Here is a 19600-nt window from a genome sequence, read left to right as displayed (position 1 = left end):
CCGGCTTGCAGTGCCCTTGTGAACGCGGCGCGGCGCTGCTGTTCATCGCATTTAGCGGAGGATTGACGGGAATGAAGGCGCGGGGCGTTCGCTCGGATATTGACGTTTTCGACTACATAGTGGTCGGCGCCGGGTCGGCGGGTTGCCTGCTTGCCAGCCGTCTCAGCAGCGATCCCGCCAGGCGGGTCCTGTTGATCGAGGCTGGCCGGAACGACAGCTACCCCTGGATTCACATTCCGGTGGGTTATCTTTACTGCATCGGCAATGCGCGTACCGACTGGCTTTACAACACCGAGCCCGAGGCGGGTCTAAACGGCCGCTCCCTGCGTTATCCCCGGGGCAAGGTCCTGGGGGGCTGCTCCTCGATCAATGGCATGATCTACATGCGCGGCCAGTCTCGCGACTACGATCAGTGGGCGGCAGCCACCGGCGACGGCGAGTGGTCATGGGAAAAATCGCTGCCGGACTTCATGGCGCATGAGGATCACTATCGCCTCGACAACGGCGCCGACCCCGCCACAGGCGACAACAGCCGGTTCTCGGACATGCATGGCCACGGCGGCGAGTGGCGCATCGAAAAGCAGCGTCTCAAATGGGACATTCTCGAATCCTTCACCGACGCCGCTGTTCAGGCGGGCATCCCCCGATCTTCCGATTTCAACGGCGGCGACAACGAAGGTGTCGGTTACTTCGAGGTCAACCAGAAATCCGGCTGGCGGTGGAACACGTCGAAAGCCTTTCTGCGGCCGGTTCGCCATCGCCGCAACCTGGTGATCTGGACCGAGGCCGAAGTCGACAGGCTGTGCATCGAAACCGCGCCGGATGGGCGCAAGCGGTGCACGGGGCTGTTCCTGCACAGGCGCAACCAGCAGGTGTCGGCCGAGGCGAAATGTGAGGTCATCCTGTCGGCCGGGGCGATTGGCTCTCCGCACGTACTGCAGCTCTCGGGCATCGGCCCGGCGGCGCTTCTCAAGGGGGTCGGCATCGACGTCGAGCTTGATCTCCCGGGCGTTGGAGAAAATTTGCAGGATCATTTGCAGATCCGCGCCGTCTTCAAGGTCACCAATGCCAGGACACTCAACACGCTTGCCAACAGTCTTGTCGGCAAGGCAATGATCGGGCTGGAATACGCTTTGAAGCGCTCCGGGCCGATGAGCATGTCGCCATCGCAGCTCGGCGCGTTCACACGCTCTGATCCAGGCCAGGCGCATGCCAATCTCGAATATCATGTGCAGCCGCTTAGTCTCGACGCGTTCGGCGAACCCCTGCACACCATCCCGGCCTTCACCGCCAGTGTCTGCAACCTCAATCCGACCAGTCGCGGCAGCGTGCGGGTCCGCTCCGCTCGGCGCGGGGAAGCGCCCGCCATAGCCCCCAATTATTTGAGCACCGAGGAAGATCGCAAGATTGCCGCCGACAGCATCAGGCAGATCAGGTCGATCGTCGGCCAGCCGGCGCTTGCAAGATATAATCCCGTCGAATGGAAGCCCGGCGTGGAATTCCAGAGCGATGCAGATCTCGCGAAACTCGCGGGCGACATCGCAAACACCATCTTCCATCCCGTGGGAACCGCCAGAATGGGGCGCAACGACGACGGGATGGCCGTGCTCGACAGCAGGCTGCGTGTCCGCGGCATCGAGGGCTTGCGGGTCGTCGACGCCAGCGTGATGCCGACGATCACCAGCGGCAACACCAGTGCTCCCACGATGATGATCGCCGAAAAAGCGGCGCGCTGGATCATCGACGACGCGCAGCGACACGGACACTGAGCAAGAGATCACCGCCATGACATCGATTTCGCGTTCGGCACTGCCGCTGTCCGGCATCAAGATCATCGACTTCGGGCAGTACATCGCCGGTCCCGCGGTGGCGATGATCCTCGGCGATCTCGGCGCGAGCGTCGTTCACGTCGATCCCCCCTCGGGTCCGCTCTGGGACAATCCGGCCAATGCAATTCTCAACCGCAACAAGTTGAGCGTCACGATCGACCTGAAAACCGCAGCAGGCCTGAACGAGGCGAACGCGCTGGTTGCCCAAGCCGACATCGTCATCGAGAATTTCAGGCCCAAAGTCCTGGCCCGGCTCGGCATCGACTTCGAAGCGCTGCGAAAAGTCCGTCCCCAGTTGATCACGGTATCGATCCCCGGCTTCGCCTCGAACGATCAACTGCGCAGCGACTGGCGCGCCTTCGAGACCGTTATCGCGGCCTCGTCCGGCGTCTTCACGGACATGGGGCTCAACCGGGTGCTGATGGGGATCAATCCGTCCTTTTCGCCGCTGCCCTTGGCCTCCGCCTATGGCACCATGCTCGCTGCTTCCGCAACCGTTCTGGCTCTTCAAAGCCGCCAGCGGACCGGACACGGCGACCATATCGAAGTGCCGCTCGCCAGCGCGGTTATGGAGGGCTTGTCCTACAACTCCATCAGGATCGAAGACTATCCGCTTCGCTATCAGACGCAGCGCGAACGGGAGATCGAACGGCGCCGCAAGGAAGGCCTGCCGATGGACATGTCCTACGGCGACTTGCAGGAATTCCTCGATCCTTTCTATCGCAGCTACATGTGCGGCGACGGTCGGATGTTCTACGTCGTCTGCCCAAGCCACAAGAACCACGCCAAACGCTGCTTGCAGACCCTCGGCCTTTACGATGAACTCGTAAGTGAAGGGCTCCGCGAGGAAGACGACACCTATCTTCCCGTCTCGGAATGGTCGTCGGACGCGTCGCTCGGCGTCTATCCCTTGCCGAAATTCTGGGCCGACAAGATTGCCGCAAGGATGAAAGCGGTTTTCCTGACCCGCACTGCGGCGCAATGGGAGCGCATTTTCGGCGAGGGGCTGTTTCCGGGAGCACCGCAGCGTTGGCTGCAGGAATGGATCGCCGACGATCATGCCAGGGCAACTGGCCTGATGATCGAGGTCGACGATCCCATACTGGGCCGCATGATCCAGCCGGGGCCGATGGTATGGCTGCAGGAAAGTGCGCAAGCCATGCTGAACCCGGTGCCGCGCAGCTGGGTAACCGTGGCCGAGGCCCAGGCAAGGCTGGCTGAAGTGAAACGGCAGCTCCCGCCTGTTCCAACCGCCAATGCCTCGGTCGGCTGGCTCGACGGCATCAAGATACTCGACCTCTGCAACGTCATCGCGGGCCCGCACTCGGTCGCGTACCTCGCCCGCTTCGGCGCGGAGGTGATCAAGATCGATCCGGCAAAACCGTTCTACGACTGCTGGAACACGGTGATTTTTGGCATGTCCCACATGCGCGGCAAAAAATCCGCGCTGCTGGATATCGCAACCGTTGACGGGCGCGAGGCATTCGAGAGATTGGTCAAGTCCGTGGATGTCGTCGTCTGGAACGCCACCGACCGTCAGGTCGAAGTCATGGGACTCGACCTCGAAGGGATGAGAGCCCTCAACCCCGACGCAATTTTCTGTCAGCTCGATTGCTTCAGTGGCGTCCGCGTCGGACCGCGCACCAACTATCTTGGCTATGACGATCTGGTTCAGGCGGCGACCGGCATCATGCTTCGGTTTGGGGGATCGATGCAGACGCCGGAAGAACATGCCCATGTCGGCACCATCGACGTCATGTGCGGCTTTGGCGCCGCTGTCGGCGTGGCTGCCGCGCTTTTCCAGAAATCCACAACCGGCCTTGTCGGCCGGCCACGCACGTCGCTGTCGGCGCTGACAGGGCTGGCGCAGATCCCCTTCTGCTACGACTATGAGGGCCGCCGACCATTCGACGAACCGGCGGGCCGCGAGACAAAAGGGTTCGACCCATTGTCCCGGCTTTATGAAACGGCGTCCGGTGGTTCGATCCTGCTATGTGCGTCGGACGCCGACTTACCACGCTTCGAGACAGTAGAGGGATTGACAGGGCTGGCTTCGATACCGGAGCCCGACCGGGAGACCCATCTGGCCAAGATATTCATGACCGAACCGGCCGAGATTTGGCAACAGCGCCTTGTCGAGGCTGATATCGGTGCATCGCCTTGCGAGAACATCGAGACGATCCGGGGCCGGAACGCAAGGATGGCGGACGGCAGGCCTGGTACCGAATATGGCAGTTACTCATTCTCCGTCTTCCCGGATCACCCGAGCGGCCACGCGGTGACCCAACTTGATCCTTTCGCCGTCCGGCCCAGCGAGGGAAAGGTCTATGCTCTTGCGTCGGCAGAGAAATACGGCGCCTCGACACGCACCGTTCTCGCCGCCGTCCGCTATGACGATGCTGAAATCGACAGAATGCTGAAGTCGGGTGCCGCCAGTGTTTCCTGGAGCAGCGCCTATTTGCCAGGCTGAGAACAGACACCAATGGCTCAAACTCCAAGGCGGCATGGTTCGCCGCCTTGGATATCGATCAACTCAGAAAATCGCGTCCGTCACCGCTTTGACCGGTCCGAGCAGGACCGATCCGTCCGGCACGCCGGCGTCGATCGGGATGGCCTTGTGATTGGCCGTCGCCACCATCGGTTGGCGGGCGTCGCTGGTGACGATGACGGGCGTTTTCGACGGCACGCGATCATAAAGGTCGATGATGTCCTGGTTCATCAGGCGCACGCAGCCCGACGACACCGATTTGCCGATCGAACGCCATTCCGGCGAGCCGTGCAGGCGATAGAGCGTGTCCACATTGCCCTGGAAGAGATAGAGCGCGCGCGCCCCGAGCGGGTTCTTCAAGCCTCCGGGCATGCCGCCATTGTCGGCACTGTACTGCTTCAATTCCGGCTGGCGAGCGACCATCTCGTCCGGCGGCGTCCATTTCGGCCATTTCTGCTTCCACTGGACGACCGCGTCGCCCGACCATTCGAAGCCAGCGCGGCCGAGACCGACGCCATATCGGATGGCCTGGCCGCCCGGGCGAACCAGATAGAGGAAATGGCCTGTCGTATCGACGACGATAGTCCCCGGCTTCTGTCCGGTCGGATCGGGCACGATCTGGCGCAGGAACTGCGGATCGATCCTGTCGATGGGGATGGCCGGCAGATCGAAGCCGCCATCGCTGACAGCCGCGTACATCGACGCATAGTCGGCGAGCGCAGGTTCGACATAGGTTGGCGGCGGCGGCTCGGCTGGCCCCGGTCCCGTGGTGGCGCATGCCGAAACCGCGATCGAGGCGGCGCCCAGGGCTGCGGCGTTGAGAAAGCCACGACGGCTCAGGCGATAAGATTCGATTTCGGTTATGGACATGGCTGCCTTCTTTAGGACTCAAATAGCAACAAAGCGTCAAAACGCCGACGTCCGCTGCGGGTGCCTGACAACACCTGAGGCGATAGGCGGTTCCGATTCTGGCCCGAACGTGGACAAACAAAGGCGAAGCTGTGACTGCGCCGCCACTGTGGCGTTGGGGCCACAGGTCTGTCAGCCGCCGGATACGAGTGCCTCCAGCGACGGCAGGATCAGGGCCGGCGGCAAGTCCTGGTATTCCTCCGGCTGGTTGGAGCGGTTGATCCAAACCGTGCGGAAGCCGAATTTGGTGGCGCCCGCGATGTCCCAGCGATTGGAGGACTGGAAGGAGATCGCGCCGGGATAAAGCCGCCAGCCGGTGGCGACCATGTCGTAGACCGCTGGATCGGTCTTGAAACGACGCACCGCATCGACCGAATAGATGTCGTCCAGGACCTGGTCGAGTGCTGCGGACTTGACCGCCGCCTCCAGCATTTCGGGCGAGCCATTGGAGAGGATTGCCAGCCTGGCGCCCGAAGCCTTGAGCGCTTTCAGCACGGCAGGCACTTCGGGGTAACAGTCCAGCCTCCAATAGGCTTCCAGCAGTTTCGCCTTGAGGCTCGGATCGGCCGAAGGGACCTTTCGCAAGGCGAAGTCCAGCGCCTGTTCCGTCAACTGCCAGAAATCGGCATAGGCGCCCATCAGCGTGCGCACCCAGGAGTATTCGAGCTGCTTGGCGCGCCAGACTTCGGACAGGAGCTGGCCGTCCGGTCCGATCGCGTCTGCATGACGGCGCACGGCCGCGTGAACGTCGAACAGCGTGCCATAGGCGTCGAAAACATAGGCGGCGTATTGCATGGCAACAGTTTTGAGGCGAGGCGGGACAAGGTGCAAGCCTTGATTGCTTCGCCCCCGTCGCTGGCCTCAACAAAACTCCCCGATGCTGGTTGACGGCAGCGACCAAAGCATCATCCAATGTTGTCACACAAGATTGACCGGAACAGGAAAACACGATGACACTGGCTGCGGCGGCGCAATCCGCGACATGGACTTTCGTCGATGGCGATTGGTATGAAGGCAATGTCGCCATTCTGGGACCGCGCAGCCACGCCATGTGGCTCGGCACCAGCGTGTTCGACGGAGCTCGCTGGTTCGAGGGCGTCGCGCCCGATCTCGAACTTCATGCCGCACGCGTCAATGCCTCGGCGATCGCGCTCGGCCTGGCGCCGAACATGACGCCCGAGCGGATCGTCGGGCTGACCTGGGACGGATTGAAGAAGTTCGACGGCAAGACGGCGGTCTACATCAGGCCGATGTACTGGGCCGAGCATGGCGGCTACATGGGCGTGCCGGCCGATCCCGCCTCGACCCGTTTCTGCCTGTGCCTCTATGAATCGCCGATGATTTCGCCGACAGGCTTTTCCGTGACCGTGTCGCCGTTTCGGCGCCCGACCATCGAAACCATGCCGACCAACGCCAAAGCCGGCTGCCTCTATCCCAACAACGGCCGCGCCATCCTCGAGGCCAAGGCGCGCGGCTTCGACAACGCGCTTGTGCTCGACATGCTGGGCAATGTCGCGGAGACCGGAAGTTCGAACATCTTCCTGGTCAAGGACGGCCATGTGCTGACGCCGGCGCCCAACGGAACCTTCCTGTCCGGCATCACCCGTTCGCGCACGATGGCGCTGCTCGGCGATTATGGGTTCAGGACCACCGAAAAGACGCTGTCGGTGCGGGATTTCCTCGAAGCGGACGAAATCTTCTCGACCGGCAATCACTCCAAGGTGGTGCCGATCACCCGCATCGAGGACCGCGACCTGCAACCTGGCCCAGTGGCCAAGAAGGCACGCGAACTCTATTGGGATTGGGCGCATTCGACCTCGGCTGGCTGAGGCGCCCAGTCCGGCCTTTTTGTCGCTGCGCCGTTGGCCGCGGGAAAAGCGTGTGACAGTTCTCGGGAACCCGCTTAGAAAGGGAACCGACGCTCCACTTCCGGAGTTGTTCCAGCTCAACCCCGACCTATCTTACTCCGGTATCCACACCGGATTTTCCACGAGGGAGTACTACCCATGGCTTTCGAATTGCCCGCTCTGCCCTACGACTATGAGGCCCTGCAGCCCTATATGTCGAAAGAGACGCTGGAGTATCACCACGACAAGCATCACAAGGCCTATGTCGACAACGGCAACAAGCTCGCCGCCGAAGCCGGCCTTGGCGATCTTTCCGTCGAAGAAGTGGTCAAGCAGTCGTTCGGCAAGAATGCCGGTCTCTTCAACAATGCCGCGCAGCACTACAACCACATCCATTTCTGGAAGTGGATGAAGAAGGGCGGCGGCGGCAACAAGCTGCCTGGCGCGCTGCAGAAGGCTTTCGACAGCGATCTCGGCGGCTACGACAAGTTCAAGGCTGATTTCATCGCCGCCGGCACGACGCAGTTCGGTTCGGGCTGGGCCTGGGTTTCGGTCAAGGACGGCAAGCTGGCGATCTCGAAGACGCCGAACGGCGAAAACCCGCTCGTTCACGGCGCCTCGCCGATCCTCGGCGTCGACGTCTGGGAGCACTCCTATTACATCGACTACCGCAACGCTCGCCCGAAATATCTCGAGGCCTTCGTAGACAGCCTGATCAACTGGGATCACGTGCTCGAACTCTACGAAAAGGCAAATGCCTGATCGATCTTCCGAAAGGCCCGGCACCCCCGGGCCTTTTCTTTTTATGTCGAAGCCTCACCGCAGCCAGGGCGTCCAAATCCATGCGGAGAGAAGGGAATATTCCTCTTCCCGCATCCGTTAACGTCCTGTCCTGAAATACCTTCATCACGGAGCCAAATGAATGAGAAAGCTTGTCATTGCCATCTCCATGCTCGCATTCGCCGCGTCGGCCGCCTTTGCCGATCCGATCCTCGACCGGCAGGCTCTGATGAAGGAACGCGGAAAGATCGTCGGCGGCCTGTCGAAAGTGGTCAAGGGCGAAGAGCCCTTTGATGCCGCCGCGGTGCTGACGCAGTTGCAGGCGTTGCAGGCGAATGCCGAGAAATTCGACGTAGAGGCCTTGTTCCCGAAGGGCAGCGATACCGGCGACACCACGGCGGCGCCAAAGATCTGGGAAGACATGGCCGGCTTCAAGGCGACCGAGGACAAGTATCTCGCCAACGTCAAGGCCACGGTCGCAACTGCTCCGGCCGACGTCGACGCGCTGAAGAAGCAGATCGGCACCATCGGCTCGGACTGTGGCACCTGCCACCAGGGCTACAGGGTCAAGAAGGGCTGATCGCCTGACATGGCATGGCTTAAATCGCCAGCCATGGCATGGCCGAGGAAGCTCGTCGGCGCAGCCCTCGTTCTTGGCATCGCCGGCGCGGCCGCCGGGTGGCTGCTGTCGGCGCCGGTCAGGCTGGAAGCAACGGCCCTGGCCCAACTCGGCCCCGGCGATGTTGCCCGCGGCAAGCGCATCTTCTATGCTGGCGGCTGCACCTCCTGCCACGCGAAACCCGGGTCGCAGGGCGATGCACGGCTTCAACTCGTGGGCGGGCTTGAACTCAAGACGCCGTTCGGCACCTTTGTTCCGCCCAACATTTCGCAAGATCCCAAGGATGGCATCGGCGCATGGTCGGTCGAGGATCTCGCCAATGCCATGCTGAAGGGTGTTTCGCCCACGGGTGAGCATTTCTATCCGGCATTCCCCTATGCCTCTTACGCGCGCATGAAACCATCTGATGTCGCCGACCTCTACGCTTTCCTGAAGACGCTTCCCGCCGTCGCCGGCAAGGCGCCGGGCAATTCGTTGGCGTTCCCGTTCAACATCCGGCGAGGCATCGGCCTGTGGAAGCGCCTCTATCTCAGCGACCAGCCTGTCATTCCCCTGCCTGATGGCACGCCGGAACCCGTGATGGCAGGCCGCTACCTGGTCGAAGGGCCGGGTCATTGCGGCGAATGCCATACGCCGCGCGACTTGGCTGGCGGCATCAGGAAGGGCCAATGGCTGGCCGGTGCCGTGGCCGCCGAGGGCTCGGGCGTCGTGGCGAACGTCACTTCGGGCGAGGGGGGTATCGGCAGCTGGTCCGCGTCCGACATCGCAAACTACCTCGAAACCGGGTTCACGCCAGATTTCGATTCCGTCGGCGGCGCCATGGTCGACGTGCAGCGCAACATGGCCGAGCTGACGGCGGACGACCGTGCGGCGATTGCCGCCTATCTCAAAGCGGTGCCGCCGCACCCCAACGGCTATCCGGCCCGCAAGAAAAGCACGAACTAATCTTCGGATTCCAGGTGGCGATCGCCGAGGAAATCGAAGCCCGTTTCGAAGAAATGGTGGTAGTTGCAGGTCAATTCCTCACCCGGGGTGATGTCGCGCAAGGCGTAGGTTTCCTCGGGCGACGAGACATCGCAATTCGGCTCGTCGTCATGGTTCATGTAGCGGGCGTCGTCGGCTTCGAAGACGATATAGGCCGGATCGCGCCGGTCGGGGTAGGAATAGCGGTCGAGATAGTTCTTCACCGGCCCGGTCTCGCTCTCATAGGTCTCGACGTCGATGATCCGGTCGAACCGGGGGTCGAGCCTCCAGATCAGCGTGCCCTTGGCAATGTGGTTCTTGGCAAACACGCCGATGCCCTGGATCGGCGATTTGTCGAGATAGACGTCGACGAGCAGCATAATGGACCCTTGTGCGAGTTCGGGCTTCGTTGCCCGGGAAAATCGTGCTTTGGGTAGCGCGCGACCGTCGCAATTGCGAGCGAAAATCAGCCGGGCGGAACTCAAAAAATCATTATCATCATGGCTGCCGGCAAACCTGGGCCGCCTGGCCTCAGCGCTGTTGCAAGGCCAGGCGGACACCCAAGGCGCAATAGATGCCGCCGACAACCTTGCCCTGCCATTTCAGCATCGTCGGATTTCGGCGCAGGAAACTGCCGAGCCGCCCTGCGCTCACGGCAAACACCACTGTGCTGAATAGACCCAGCACGACGAAGATGATCCCCAATGCGGCCAACTGAACCATCGCCGATCCGTTTTCGGGCCGCACGAACTGAGGCAGGAACGCTAGGAAGAAAAGCGCGGTCTTGGGGTTGAGCACCTCGGTCAGGACGGCCTGTCGAAACGCCTTGCCGGCGGAGATTGCAACCGCGCCGGCGGTCGGATCGGTCGGCGCTTTCTCGACGATGGCGCGAATGCCAAGGTAAACGAGGTAGGCCGCGCCGATATACTTTACGATGCTGAACAGCGTCGCTGATGTGGCGATGATCGCCGAGATGCCGACCATCGCCATGACGGTATGAAACACGTCGCCGGCCGCGATCCCGGCGCCGGTGGCGATCCCGACCCTCGTTCCCGAACTTGTCGCGCGCGCGATCGTCAACAGCGTGGCAGGACCCGGAATGAAGACAAAGCCGAACACAACCGCGATGTAGGCTATCAATGTGGACAGATCGATCACCGCGGCGTTCCTCCGTAAGCTATGCTTTGTCCGTCACCTTCAGCGTGAAGGCATAAGTATAGGCGATCTCCTCCAGGCGCGAAAACCGGCCGGACGCACCGGCATGGCCGGAATCCATGTTGATCTTGAACAACACCGGATTGTCGCCGCTCTTGCGGTCACGCAGCCGCGCCACCCACTTGGCCGGCTCCCAATAGGTGACGCGTGGATCGGTCAAACCGGCGAGCGCCAGGATCGGCGGGTAGTCGAGCGCGGCGACATTGTCGTAGGGCGAATAGGCGGCGATCGTCCGGTAATCATCGGCCGACGCGATCGGATTGCCCCATTCCGGCCATTCCGGCGGGGTCAGCGGAAGCGTCGCGTCGAGCATGGTGGTAAGCACATCGACGAACGGAACCTCGGCCACGATGCCCCCGAAGCAATCCGGCGCCATATTGGCGACGGCGCCCATCAGCATGCCGCCGGCCGAGCCGCCTTGCGCGACGATGCGGTCATGCGTGGTATAGCGTTCGGCAACGAGGTGGCGGGCGCAGGCGATGAAATCGGTGAAGGTGTTCATCTTGTGCGCCCGCTTGCCGTCATCGTACCAGCCATAACCCTTGTCCTTGCCGCCGCGGACATGGGCGATGGCAAAGACCACGCCGCGGTCGACCAGCGAGAACCAGTTGGTATTGAAGGCGGCCGGCACGGCAATGCCGTAGGAGCCGTAGCCGTAGAGCAGGCAAGGCGCGGAGCCGTCCAGCGGCGTGTCGCGGTGATGCAAAAGCGAGATCGGCACCAGTTCGCCATCGGCCGCGGGCGCCATCAGCCGCCTCGTGACGTAGTGATGGGGGTCGTGGCCGGACGGCACTTCCTGGGTCTTGAGCAGAACGCGCTCACGGGTACGCATGTTGTAGTCGAACATCTGCGACGGCGTCGTCATCGACGAGTAGGAGAAGCGCATCATCTCGGTGTCGTATTCCAGGGACCCTGAAAGGCCGAGCGAGAAGGCTTCCTCATCGAAGAAAATCAGATGCTCTTCGCCGCTGGCACGGTCACGCACGACGATACGCGGCAGGCCTTCCTTGCGCTCGAGCCGGACCATGTGGTCCTTGAAGCCGATCACCGACAGGATCAGCCGGCCCGGTTCATGTGGCACCAGTTCCTGCCAGTTGGCGCGGACCGGATCGCTCGCCGGCGCCGTCATGATCTTGAAGTCCTTGGCACCGTCCGCATTGGTCAGGACGAAGAAGATGTCGCCGCCTTCCTCCAGCTCATATTGAAGGCCGGTCTCGCGCGCCGAAACCAGCTTAGGCTCGGCAAACGGATCGCTGGCGCTCAGCAGGCGGTATTCCGAAGTCTCATGGTCATTGATGCCGATCATGATCCATTGATTGTTGCGGGTCCCGTCGACGTTCATGAAGAAGCCGGGGTCGGTTTCCTCGTAGATCAGGCGGTCGTTTTCAGGGGCCCGCCCCAGTGCGTGGAACAGCACCTTCGACGGCCGGTGGTTTGGATCGAGACGCGTATAGAAGAACCCGTCATTGCCCGCGTCCCACACGCCCGAACCGCCGGTGGCGGGAATCTGATCCGCCAGTTCCTTGCCGTCGGCAAGGTCGCGCACACGCAGCGTGTAGAATTCGGAACCCTTGTCGTCGAATGCCCACAGGAGCTTGCGATGATCGGCCGAATGATCGACGCCGCCGAGCCGGAAATAGGCCTTGCCTTCGGCCTCGGCGTCGCCGTCGAGCAGAATCTGCTCGGGTCCGCCGTCGCGCGGCATGCGGAAATAGCGCGGTTGCTCGCCGCCGAGCTTGAAGGAAGACCCGTAGGCGTAAGGCCCGTCCTTCATGGGAACGGAAGAATCGTCTTCCTTGATGCGGCCCTTCATTTCCTTGAAAAGCTGCTTTTGCAGATCCGATGTGTCGGCCATCAGCGTCGATTGGTAGGCATTCTCGGCTTCGAGTTCGGCGCGGATCCCAGGATCGAGCAACGATGGATCCCTGAACATCTCCTGCCAATTATCCGCCCTGAGCCAGACATATTCGTCAGTTCGCGTGATGCCGTGATGTGTGTCGGAGACCGGCCTTTTTTCGGGGGCAGGCGGGTTGACGATTGGAAATCGGGAAGTCCTGGTCATGGCGTCTCGCTCTGGAAATATCTTGAACGACGAATGAACACGCCGATCAGGGCGGTTCAAGAGCCGTGGCGTAGAGGTGGTGACGGCCCATGAGATGGCCGGGAGGAGAGAAGATGACCATTCGGTCTCATATTGGCGAGGCCTTCGCCGTTGCTCCGCTAACTCTGGTCTTTGCCGGCCAGTCTCATGCGACCGTATTCGCGGCTTGGCAAGTGGCCAGTGCGCAATGGGTTGGCAACCTGTGGTTTTGTGAACAGATATGAACAACCAAGCTTGTCGGTTTGGCCGCCAAGAAAACCGGAGCATTGAAACTTGCTTTGTGAGTTATCGCGAATGTAACGGTTAGCTGACCCAACGTCAGCCTTTGTCGGTTTGGCGACCGAAATATCGAAAAATTACATGGCGCACGAAAGATTGAAGCTGATCCCGGAATAGTTGATCATCATTCCTAAATATAATGCGCGGAGCGAATTGACTTACTTGACGTGTGGTCGCATTGATGTCCCCGTGACACGAATCGTCGTAGCTCTATCTGCGTAAAATTCGTGCAATGCCCTGATTGTAAAAAAGGGCACAGACCGACGTAACTCTTGTTGGGGCCTGAAGACCATGGATATTGTCGAAACACCTTCCCGAAACAATGATGCGCTGATCGAGCTAACCGCCGATGTGGTGGCTGCCTATGTCAGCAACAATCCCGTGCCGGTCGGCGAACTGCCGAACCTGATATCCGATGTCCATGCCGCTCTCGGGCGTGTGGGCGGAACCGTCGAGCAGCCGCCTGCCGATAAGCAGAAGCCGGCTGTCAACCCGAAGCGCTCGGTTCATGACGACTACATTGTCTGTCTTGAGGACGGCAAGAAGTTCAAGTCGCTCAAGCGTCACCTGATGACCCACTACGATCTGACGCCCGATCAGTATCGCGAAAAGTGGAACCTGGACCCAAGCTATCCGATGGTTGCCCCGAATTACGCGGCGGCCCGCTCCCAGCTTGCCAAGAAGATGGGCCTTGGCCGCAAGCGCAAGGCGCGGTAGTCGCGGCTTGCCGGATAAGAACTGAAATCAAACGGCGCCTTCGGGCGCCGTTTGATTTTGCGGGCGAGAGCAATTCCAGGAAAAGTGTGAACCGGTTTTCCCGGGAAAAGCGCGTTGTGCTTTCCCTAATGCATGTCGCCCAAAAGTGACCTCGGTTTTGGGAAGACGACATGCATAAAAACAAGGACCTAAAGCGCGTCGCCTGAATCCGTTTCGACGCGACGCGCTTTTGGAATTGCGTCAAAACAAAGAAGATCGCAGGCAGAAAGCCTGTCAGGCAGTCTGCGCGAGCGCCATCTCGGCGTCGCGTTTGATGCGCTTGACCATCGAGCGAAGGCCGTTGGCGCGCTGGGGTGACAGGTGTTCGTCGAGGCCGAGTGCCTTCAGCGTCGCCTCTGCATCGGTTTTCTGGATTTCGCTGGCCGTCTTTCCGGAAAACAGCGCCAGCATGATCGCGACCAGTCCGCGCACGATATGGGCGTCCGAATCACCTGTGAAGGTGATGACGGGATCGGCGCCCGGACCCCGTTCGGTGGTAAGCCAGACCTGGCTGACGCAACCCGGCACCTTGTTGACGGCGTTGCGCTCCGCATCGGGGAAGGGAGGCAGCGCTTCGCCAAGCTCGATGACGTAACGATAGCGGTCCTCCCATTCCTCGATGAATGAGAAGTCGTCTCGGATCGTCTGGATCGTGGTCGTCATGACCCGGATATAGTGACGCGGCAGCGCCGCGTCACGGAAAAAACAAGGACACCGCAGGCGTCGAGAGGGCAGACGGTCCGCGGTGCGCCGTCGAGACGGCTTAATTCTTTATCGGCAGATTGACCGTTTCGGGCAGGACGATTTCTTCCGGCACGCTGCCCGTCATTGTCGATGGGTCGGGGCCGGCGGACTTGTCGTCCAGCATGGCGGCCGCGATCTTGGCGGTCTCCTTGGCGCGTGCGGTGATGGTGTGCATCGCCGATTTGCCCGTCTCGCAGACATCGGGCTTGCGTTCGCATATCCCGGCGATGTCGCCGACAGCGTCGCGCGCCGCGAACAGGGCCTGGATGGGCCCGACGCTTTCCTGGCCCGTTTCATCGGACCCGACACCCAGTGGCAGCGCCAGCAGCACCAGTGAAAACCAGAAAGCCATTCTTATCAGGAAGAACATGCCTCGCCTCTCGTCGTGACCGGATCATGCATCACATGGCATGACCTCTTTTATGGGCAGGATGTTGGCACGCAGGCACGAAGGACGGCTTGCACGATCGCCGAGAATTTTCCTCAAATTTTAGGCAAACTCGAAACGAAGCGTTTTTGCTGTCGATTTGTTTCGTATCGGAACGATTCTCGTTACCATCCGATAACCATCTATGTAATTGTTTATACGATATTTTTCGCAAACGAAGGCGATCCCGTTCCTGCTTCTGGGCCGCTGATGGCGGGCGTTCGCGAATAACCCTCCGTTTACTATGGCTGCATTTGCGCGGGTTTTTGGCCGCCGTCATCCCGATATTTGCCGCAGGGCCGGCCTTGGTCGGCCCTGCCTTATCCATTCCTTAAACGCTGAATGCGAGTTTCAAAGCCAACCAAGACAATCTGCGAAAGCAGAGCTGTTCACGACGAGTGCGAGTGCGTTGAGTTGATGCCGATCGAGGCCAGATACGCTGAATTGCCTGGCGCAATGGCGGCCGGTTGTGAACGCATGGTTCATCCCAGCGTTCTCGGGCGGAGCGACCGCGAGCGCCAGCGCCGTTTCATCGGGGTCATGCTGGCCGCGCCGTTCTTTGCAGCGGGTGCCGCGGTCACGCTGGTTACGTCGGGCATGGGGGCGGCCGTGACCATGGCCGCCATTTTCGCGGCCTTCGGACTGTGCTGGTTCGTCGCGCTGCTGGTAGCAGCGACCGGCAAGATGGCCGCCGCGGGACCCATCGCCCTGGCGATGGCGGCGATTGCCCTTGGCGGTCTCATCGGTGCCGCCGGCGGATTGAGTTCACCTGTCGCCATGCTTGCGCTTGCGCTGCCATTCGAAGCCTGGTGGATCGGCGCCTCGCGGCGTGCGGCATTGTGGGGAGGCGCCTCGGCCGTCATCGCCATCGCCCTTCAGTCCCTGTCGGCCGCCTTCCTTCCATTCGCGGACGCGCACATCGCCGCCTGGCACTGGCTGGTGCCGTTGGCCTGGGCGCTGACCCTCATCCCGCGCATATCGGCGTTTCGCGGCGCCGCCGGCGCGGCCGATACGGTCGATGCCGGTGACCGACTGGAAGACATCATCGACGCGGTGGTCTTGCGGGTTGCCCGCCACGGCGAAGTCATGGATGTGTCCGCCAAAGCGCGCACGCTTCTGAAATTGCCGCCTGAGCTGTTGTCCGGAACGGGCCTCTTCGATCGCGTCCACCTGTCGGACCGTGTCTCCTATCTCAGCGCCCTGGCCGACATGCGTGACGGCGCACTGTCGCGCCGCCTCGAATTGCGCATCAGGCTGCCCCAGACTGGCAACGGCGCTCACGCCGGAAATGGTTTTGTGGCCGACAACTATCAGCCATTCGCGCTCGAACTGCTGCGCGGCGAGGAACAAAGCGACGTCTTCACGCTTGTCCTGCGCGAGAATGACGAAACAGCGCGCCTGCGTGAAGAACTGGCGCAAGCCAATGAGGCGGCGGCCGCCGCCGAAGTGGCCAAGGGCCGCTTCCTTGCCGTGGTGAGCCATGAACTGCGCACGCCGTTGAATGCCATCATCGGCTTCTCCGACATGCTGCTGCACGAGATGTTCGGCGCCTTCAAGGATCCGCGCCAGAAGGAATATGTCGGCCTCGTGCGGGATTCGGGCCAGCATTTGCTGGCGGTCGTGACATCCATACTCGACGTATCGAGGATCGAATCGGGCGCCTATGCCACCGAACCGGAGCCGTTCCGGTTCATGGAAGCCGTCGACATGTGCCAGTCGATGATGCGGCTGCAGGCGCAGGCCAAGAACATCGACCTGCAGACTCAGATCGCCCCTGACGCAGGCGATATCAATGCGGATCGCCGCGCAGTACAGCAGATGCTCATCAACCTCGTTTCCAACGCGATCAAGTTCACGCCCGACGGCGGCGATGTCGTCGTCGGCGCCAAGCGGATCGGCTCACGTCTGCATTTCTGGGTCAGGGACACCGGCATCGGCATTGCCGAGGAGGATTTCGCCAATCTCGGCAAACCCTTTATGCAGATCCAGAACGACTATACCCGCCGTTTCGAGGGGACGGGTCTTGGCCTTTCCCTGGTGAAGGGGCTGGTGGCCTTGCACGAAGGGACCATGTCGATCGAAAGCATGCCGGGCGAGGGTACCACGGTGACCATCAGCCTGCCGGTCAGCGGGCCGAAGGGACGCCCCGCCAACCCGACCGGAGTGCTGACGATGCCGGTGACGAGGGCGAAAGGGGACGCAAATGGCTCGCTCCGCAAAACAGGCTAAGGCGGTCAAACGCCGCAGCAACGCCTTTCAGGACGGCGCCATCGCCGTCGGCGGCATGATTTCGCGCAATCCCGTCCTGGTGGGAGGATCGACCGCATTCCTGGTGACGCTGTTCTACGTCTCGGCGAACGCGCTGTGGTATCAGCCTTTCCCGCACGCCGGGGCGTTTTTCGCCACTCGTAATTTCCAGGGCTTTCCGCACGCCGCAGCCGACGAGCCGGAGACGACGATCAACATCGTGCGATCCAATGCCGCGCCCGCCCCGATCAAGGGCGATCCGGTGGTCGAGCAGGTGCAGGGCATATTGAAGGATCTCGATTTCTATTCAGGCACCGTCGACGGCATTTCCGGCCCCAACACGCGCAAGGCCATACAGGCCTACCAGCAGAAGGTCGGGCTGAACGCTTCGGGCGAGATCGACGCGCTGCTGCTGGACCAACTGGGGGCAACGCCGAAGACCGCCGCCGTGCCCAAGCCGCGGCCTCGTCCCGATGTGGCGCCGGCCGCCGTTCCCGTCTCCTTGCAGGCGAATGAGGCACAGACGAATGCCGCTTCGCAGGGGCCTGATCCCCGCATCGTCAAGATCCAGGCCGGGCTCAAGGCCTTCGGCAATGACGACATGCAACTGGATGGTGTCGTCGGTGCGCGCACCAAGGCGGCGATCAAGGAATTCCAGTCGCTGTTCGGGTTGCCGCAGACCGGCGAGCCCGACGAGATCGTCTATGTCAAGATGCGCGAGATCGGCTTGACCAACTGACCGCCGAAACGACGGCTCGCTCTGCTTACGAAATTTCGATAGAGAGCCCGCATGTCGTCGGGAGTCTTCCATGCGCGTAACCGCTGATCTGTGGGTTTCGGCCCTGTTGCGCCGGGTTTTCGGCGCCGGCGGATTTGCCGCCGTGGTCAATCGCGGTGCGACCGAGGCCGGGGCTGTGTTCATCCTGGCGCGGGGCAGGATGGGTGAAATGGCTCTCTACGGGCCGGCACCGCAGACAAGCTACGATTCGGCCAAGCCAGAGGACCGTTTTTTCAGCCTTCTCGCCGCCGGCGATGATGCCGCCGTGCTGGATGCGAGACTTGAGCGCGAGAAAAAATTCGATCCCGACATCTGGGTGGTCGAGATCGAGGCCGGGAGTGTTCCCGTCGAGGAGCTTATTTCCGTGAAGACGCCCTGAGGCCGGAGGCGTCGGCTTCGTCGCTGTTGGACGCCTTGCGGCTGTCGCCGTTTGTCGGCGAAGCGTTGCGAGCCGCCATCGACAGGGTTTCGGTTTTCCATCCCCGCACTTTGTCCAGGGCCGCATCTCGGTGCAGCAGACGGTAGCGGTCGAGATAGGTGCGGATGGCCTGCGGATGCGGGAACAGGCCGGGATAGACGGCAACCGTGATCAGGAATGCCCGATCCTCGCTGAAGTCGAGCGAACGCAGCGCCGCAAGCAGCGGCGCATAATTCTGGTTGGCCGTCAGCGATTGCGCGATCGAGAAATCAATGTCGAGGGCGTCCGCTAGCGCGGTCTGGAAGAACGCGGCGTTTCCCGTCAGTGCCGTCTCGCGCAGTTTGATATAAGTATCCGCACCTGGGAACGCATCGACCTTCGCCGCCAAGGCTTCGTCGCCGGTGTGCATCATGGAGCGCAGCCTGCGCCGTGCGTTCTCGGCGGCAACGCCGGGCGTCTGCTGAGTTTCCGCGCTGTTCGCCGTCACTTGCGTCTTCACAAGGCTTTGCGCCGGGGCCGCTTCCGGATCCCGCACCCGCACCAGGGTCGGTCGTTCGAGCGCCCTGATCAGATCGGCGATGGTCGGGTTCAGGTCCTTGCGCCGCGATATGGCGCGTGCATGCGGCAGCCCGTGCCGGCCAATCAGCGCGATCAGGTCGATATCGCTGACCGCGCGTGAGCGGATGAGCAGCGGAGCGGCAATGTCGACCGGTTCCTCGCAGAGGCGCCGCACCAGGGCCGCGGGCGCATATTCGCATTCGGAAAGGGCGGCTGCCACGTAGCGCCGCGATTCGACGGGCACATCGTCGAACAGCGGCAGCGTCAGGTCTTCGAGCTGCCCGATCTCGCGGCGCGACGGGCGGGCCAGCGAGCAGAATGCCGATACGGCGGCGCGGAACAACCTTTCGGCTTTTCCCGATTCCGTCCTTATCGCGATTTGCCTGAAATCCGAGGATGACACGAAGGATACGCCTGACAACAGATACACACTTGGCCTCGCGCCACCGGGACCGTGTCGGTTTCGCGATTGCCTCGGTCAGAACGTTCTGACCTGGGAACAAAGATCAAGTTAGCGACGATCCGTTAGCGGTCCGTTAACCCTCTGCCGGCCTTAATGATATTTGGAGGCGTTGCGTTGTGCTCCGGGGAAACCGAGAGGAATGCGCGAACCATGGGCATGGTACTGTCTTTCGTGCCGCG

18 protein-coding genes are annotated in these 19600 nt (G+C 61.7%); 10 read left to right on the top strand and 8 right to left on the bottom strand.

Going from position 1 to position 19600, the window contains the following annotated elements; genetic code table 11:
- Window positions 1–71: 71 nt before the first annotated feature.
- Both LB536_RS07160 and LB536_RS07155 read left to right on the top strand, forming a co-directional pair.
- Complete coding sequence (locus LB536_RS07160; RefSeq protein WP_224590601.1) at window positions 72–1769, top strand: GMC family oxidoreductase; 1698 nt, start codon at window positions 72–74, stop codon at window positions 1767–1769.
- 16 nt (window positions 1770–1785) lie between these two features.
- Window positions 1786–4299 (top strand): CoA transferase, encoded by a 2514-nt coding sequence (locus tag LB536_RS07155; RefSeq protein WP_224590600.1) that lies wholly within the window; start codon window positions 1786–1788, stop codon window positions 4297–4299.
- 63 nt (window positions 4300–4362) lie between these two features.
- Here LB536_RS07155 and LB536_RS07150 read toward each other — a convergent pair whose 3' ends face one another.
- Together LB536_RS07150 and LB536_RS07145 are read right to left on the bottom strand one after the other, a co-directional pair.
- On the bottom strand, window positions 4363–5187 hold the full coding sequence (locus tag LB536_RS07150; RefSeq protein ID WP_224590599.1) for a L,D-transpeptidase: 825 nt from the start codon (window positions 5185–5187) through the stop codon (window positions 4363–4365).
- 171 nt (window positions 5188–5358) lie between these two features.
- Entirely contained in the window at window positions 5359–6021 is a 663-nt protein-coding gene (locus LB536_RS07145; RefSeq protein WP_224590598.1) for a haloacid dehalogenase type II, read from the bottom strand.
- 155 nt (window positions 6022–6176) lie between these two features.
- Between LB536_RS07145 and LB536_RS07140 the strand changes: the two genes are divergently transcribed.
- The 4 genes from LB536_RS07140 (at window position 6177) to LB536_RS07125 (ending at window position 9417) form a co-directional block, all read left to right on the top strand.
- Window positions 6177–7055 carry a branched-chain amino acid aminotransferase gene (locus LB536_RS07140; RefSeq protein ID WP_224590597.1) on the top strand — a complete coding sequence of 293 codons (879 nt, stop codon included), beginning with the start codon at window positions 6177–6179 and terminating at the stop codon, window positions 7053–7055.
- A gap of 177 nt (window positions 7056–7232) precedes the next feature.
- Window positions 7233–7835, top strand: a complete 603-nt coding sequence (locus tag LB536_RS07135; RefSeq protein WP_015318654.1) for a superoxide dismutase — start codon at window positions 7233–7235, stop codon at window positions 7833–7835.
- A gap of 160 nt (window positions 7836–7995) precedes the next feature.
- Window positions 7996–8433 (top strand): c-type cytochrome, encoded by a 438-nt coding sequence (locus LB536_RS07130; RefSeq protein ID WP_224590596.1) that lies wholly within the window; start codon window positions 7996–7998, stop codon window positions 8431–8433.
- 33 nt (window positions 8434–8466) lie between these two features.
- Window positions 8467–9417 (top strand): cytochrome c, encoded by a 951-nt coding sequence (locus tag LB536_RS07125; RefSeq protein WP_224590637.1) that lies wholly within the window; start codon window positions 8467–8469, stop codon window positions 9415–9417.
- Here the strand turns inward: LB536_RS07125 and LB536_RS07120 are convergent.
- The 3 genes from LB536_RS07120 to LB536_RS07110 form a co-directional block, all read right to left on the bottom strand.
- The gene (locus LB536_RS07120) at window positions 9414–9815 is read right to left on the bottom strand and encodes an SET domain-containing protein (RefSeq protein WP_224590595.1); all 402 of its coding nucleotides are present in this window, start codon (window positions 9813–9815) and stop codon (window positions 9414–9416) included. The genes LB536_RS07125 and LB536_RS07120 overlap by 4 nt on opposite strands.
- A gap of 151 nt (window positions 9816–9966) precedes the next feature.
- Entirely contained in the window at window positions 9967–10593 is a 627-nt protein-coding gene (locus LB536_RS07115) for a LysE family translocator (protein ID WP_140810139.1), read from the bottom strand.
- 19 nt (window positions 10594–10612) lie between these two features.
- On the bottom strand, window positions 10613–12712 hold the full coding sequence (locus LB536_RS07110; protein WP_224590594.1) for a S9 family peptidase: 2100 nt from the start codon (window positions 12710–12712) through the stop codon (window positions 10613–10615).
- A gap of 609 nt (window positions 12713–13321) precedes the next feature.
- Between LB536_RS07110 and LB536_RS07105 the strand changes: the two genes are divergently transcribed.
- Entirely contained in the window at window positions 13322–13747 is a 426-nt protein-coding gene (locus LB536_RS07105) for a MucR family transcriptional regulator (RefSeq protein WP_027143963.1), read from the top strand.
- 273 nt (window positions 13748–14020) lie between these two features.
- On the opposite strand, the gene LB536_RS07100 is transcribed toward LB536_RS07105, so the two are convergent.
- Entirely contained in the window at window positions 14021–14449 is a 429-nt protein-coding gene (locus LB536_RS07100; RefSeq protein ID WP_224590593.1) for a SufE family protein, read from the bottom strand.
- A 100-nt stretch (window positions 14450–14549) separates the two neighbouring features.
- Entirely contained in the window at window positions 14550–14900 is a 351-nt protein-coding gene (locus LB536_RS07095) for a DUF5330 domain-containing protein (RefSeq protein ID WP_224590592.1), read from the bottom strand.
- Window positions 14901–15434: 534 nt separating this feature from the next.
- Between LB536_RS07095 and LB536_RS07090 the strand changes: the two genes are divergently transcribed.
- The 3 genes from LB536_RS07090 (at window position 15435) to LB536_RS07080 (ending at window position 18361) form a co-directional block, all read left to right on the top strand.
- On the top strand, window positions 15435–17186 hold the full coding sequence (locus LB536_RS07090) for a sensor histidine kinase (RefSeq protein WP_224590591.1): 1752 nt from the start codon (window positions 15435–15437) through the stop codon (window positions 17184–17186).
- Window positions 17161–17943: a peptidoglycan-binding protein gene (locus LB536_RS07085; RefSeq protein ID WP_224590590.1), complete on the top strand. Its 783-nt coding sequence runs from the start codon at window positions 17161–17163 to the stop codon at window positions 17941–17943. Before LB536_RS07090 ends, LB536_RS07085 begins: the two co-directional genes overlap by 26 nt.
- Before the next feature lie 70 nt (window positions 17944–18013).
- Window positions 18014–18361, top strand: coding sequence for a DUF1491 family protein (locus LB536_RS07080; protein ID WP_224590589.1), 348 nt, complete (start codon window positions 18014–18016; stop codon window positions 18359–18361).
- Here LB536_RS07080 and LB536_RS07075 read toward each other — a convergent pair.
- The gene (locus LB536_RS07075; protein ID WP_224590588.1) at window positions 18339–19361 is read right to left on the bottom strand and encodes a hypothetical protein; all 1023 of its coding nucleotides are present in this window, start codon (window positions 19359–19361) and stop codon (window positions 18339–18341) included. The two genes, LB536_RS07080 and LB536_RS07075, sit on opposite strands and share 23 nt — an antisense overlap.
- Between the last annotated feature and the right edge of the window lie 239 nt (window positions 19362–19600).

The sequence above is a fragment of the Mesorhizobium sp. ES1-3 genome (assembly GCF_020164795.1).
Classification (GTDB): Bacteria; Pseudomonadota; Alphaproteobacteria; order Rhizobiales; family Rhizobiaceae; genus Mesorhizobium.
This window is presented reverse-complemented; position numbering and strand designations above follow the sequence as displayed.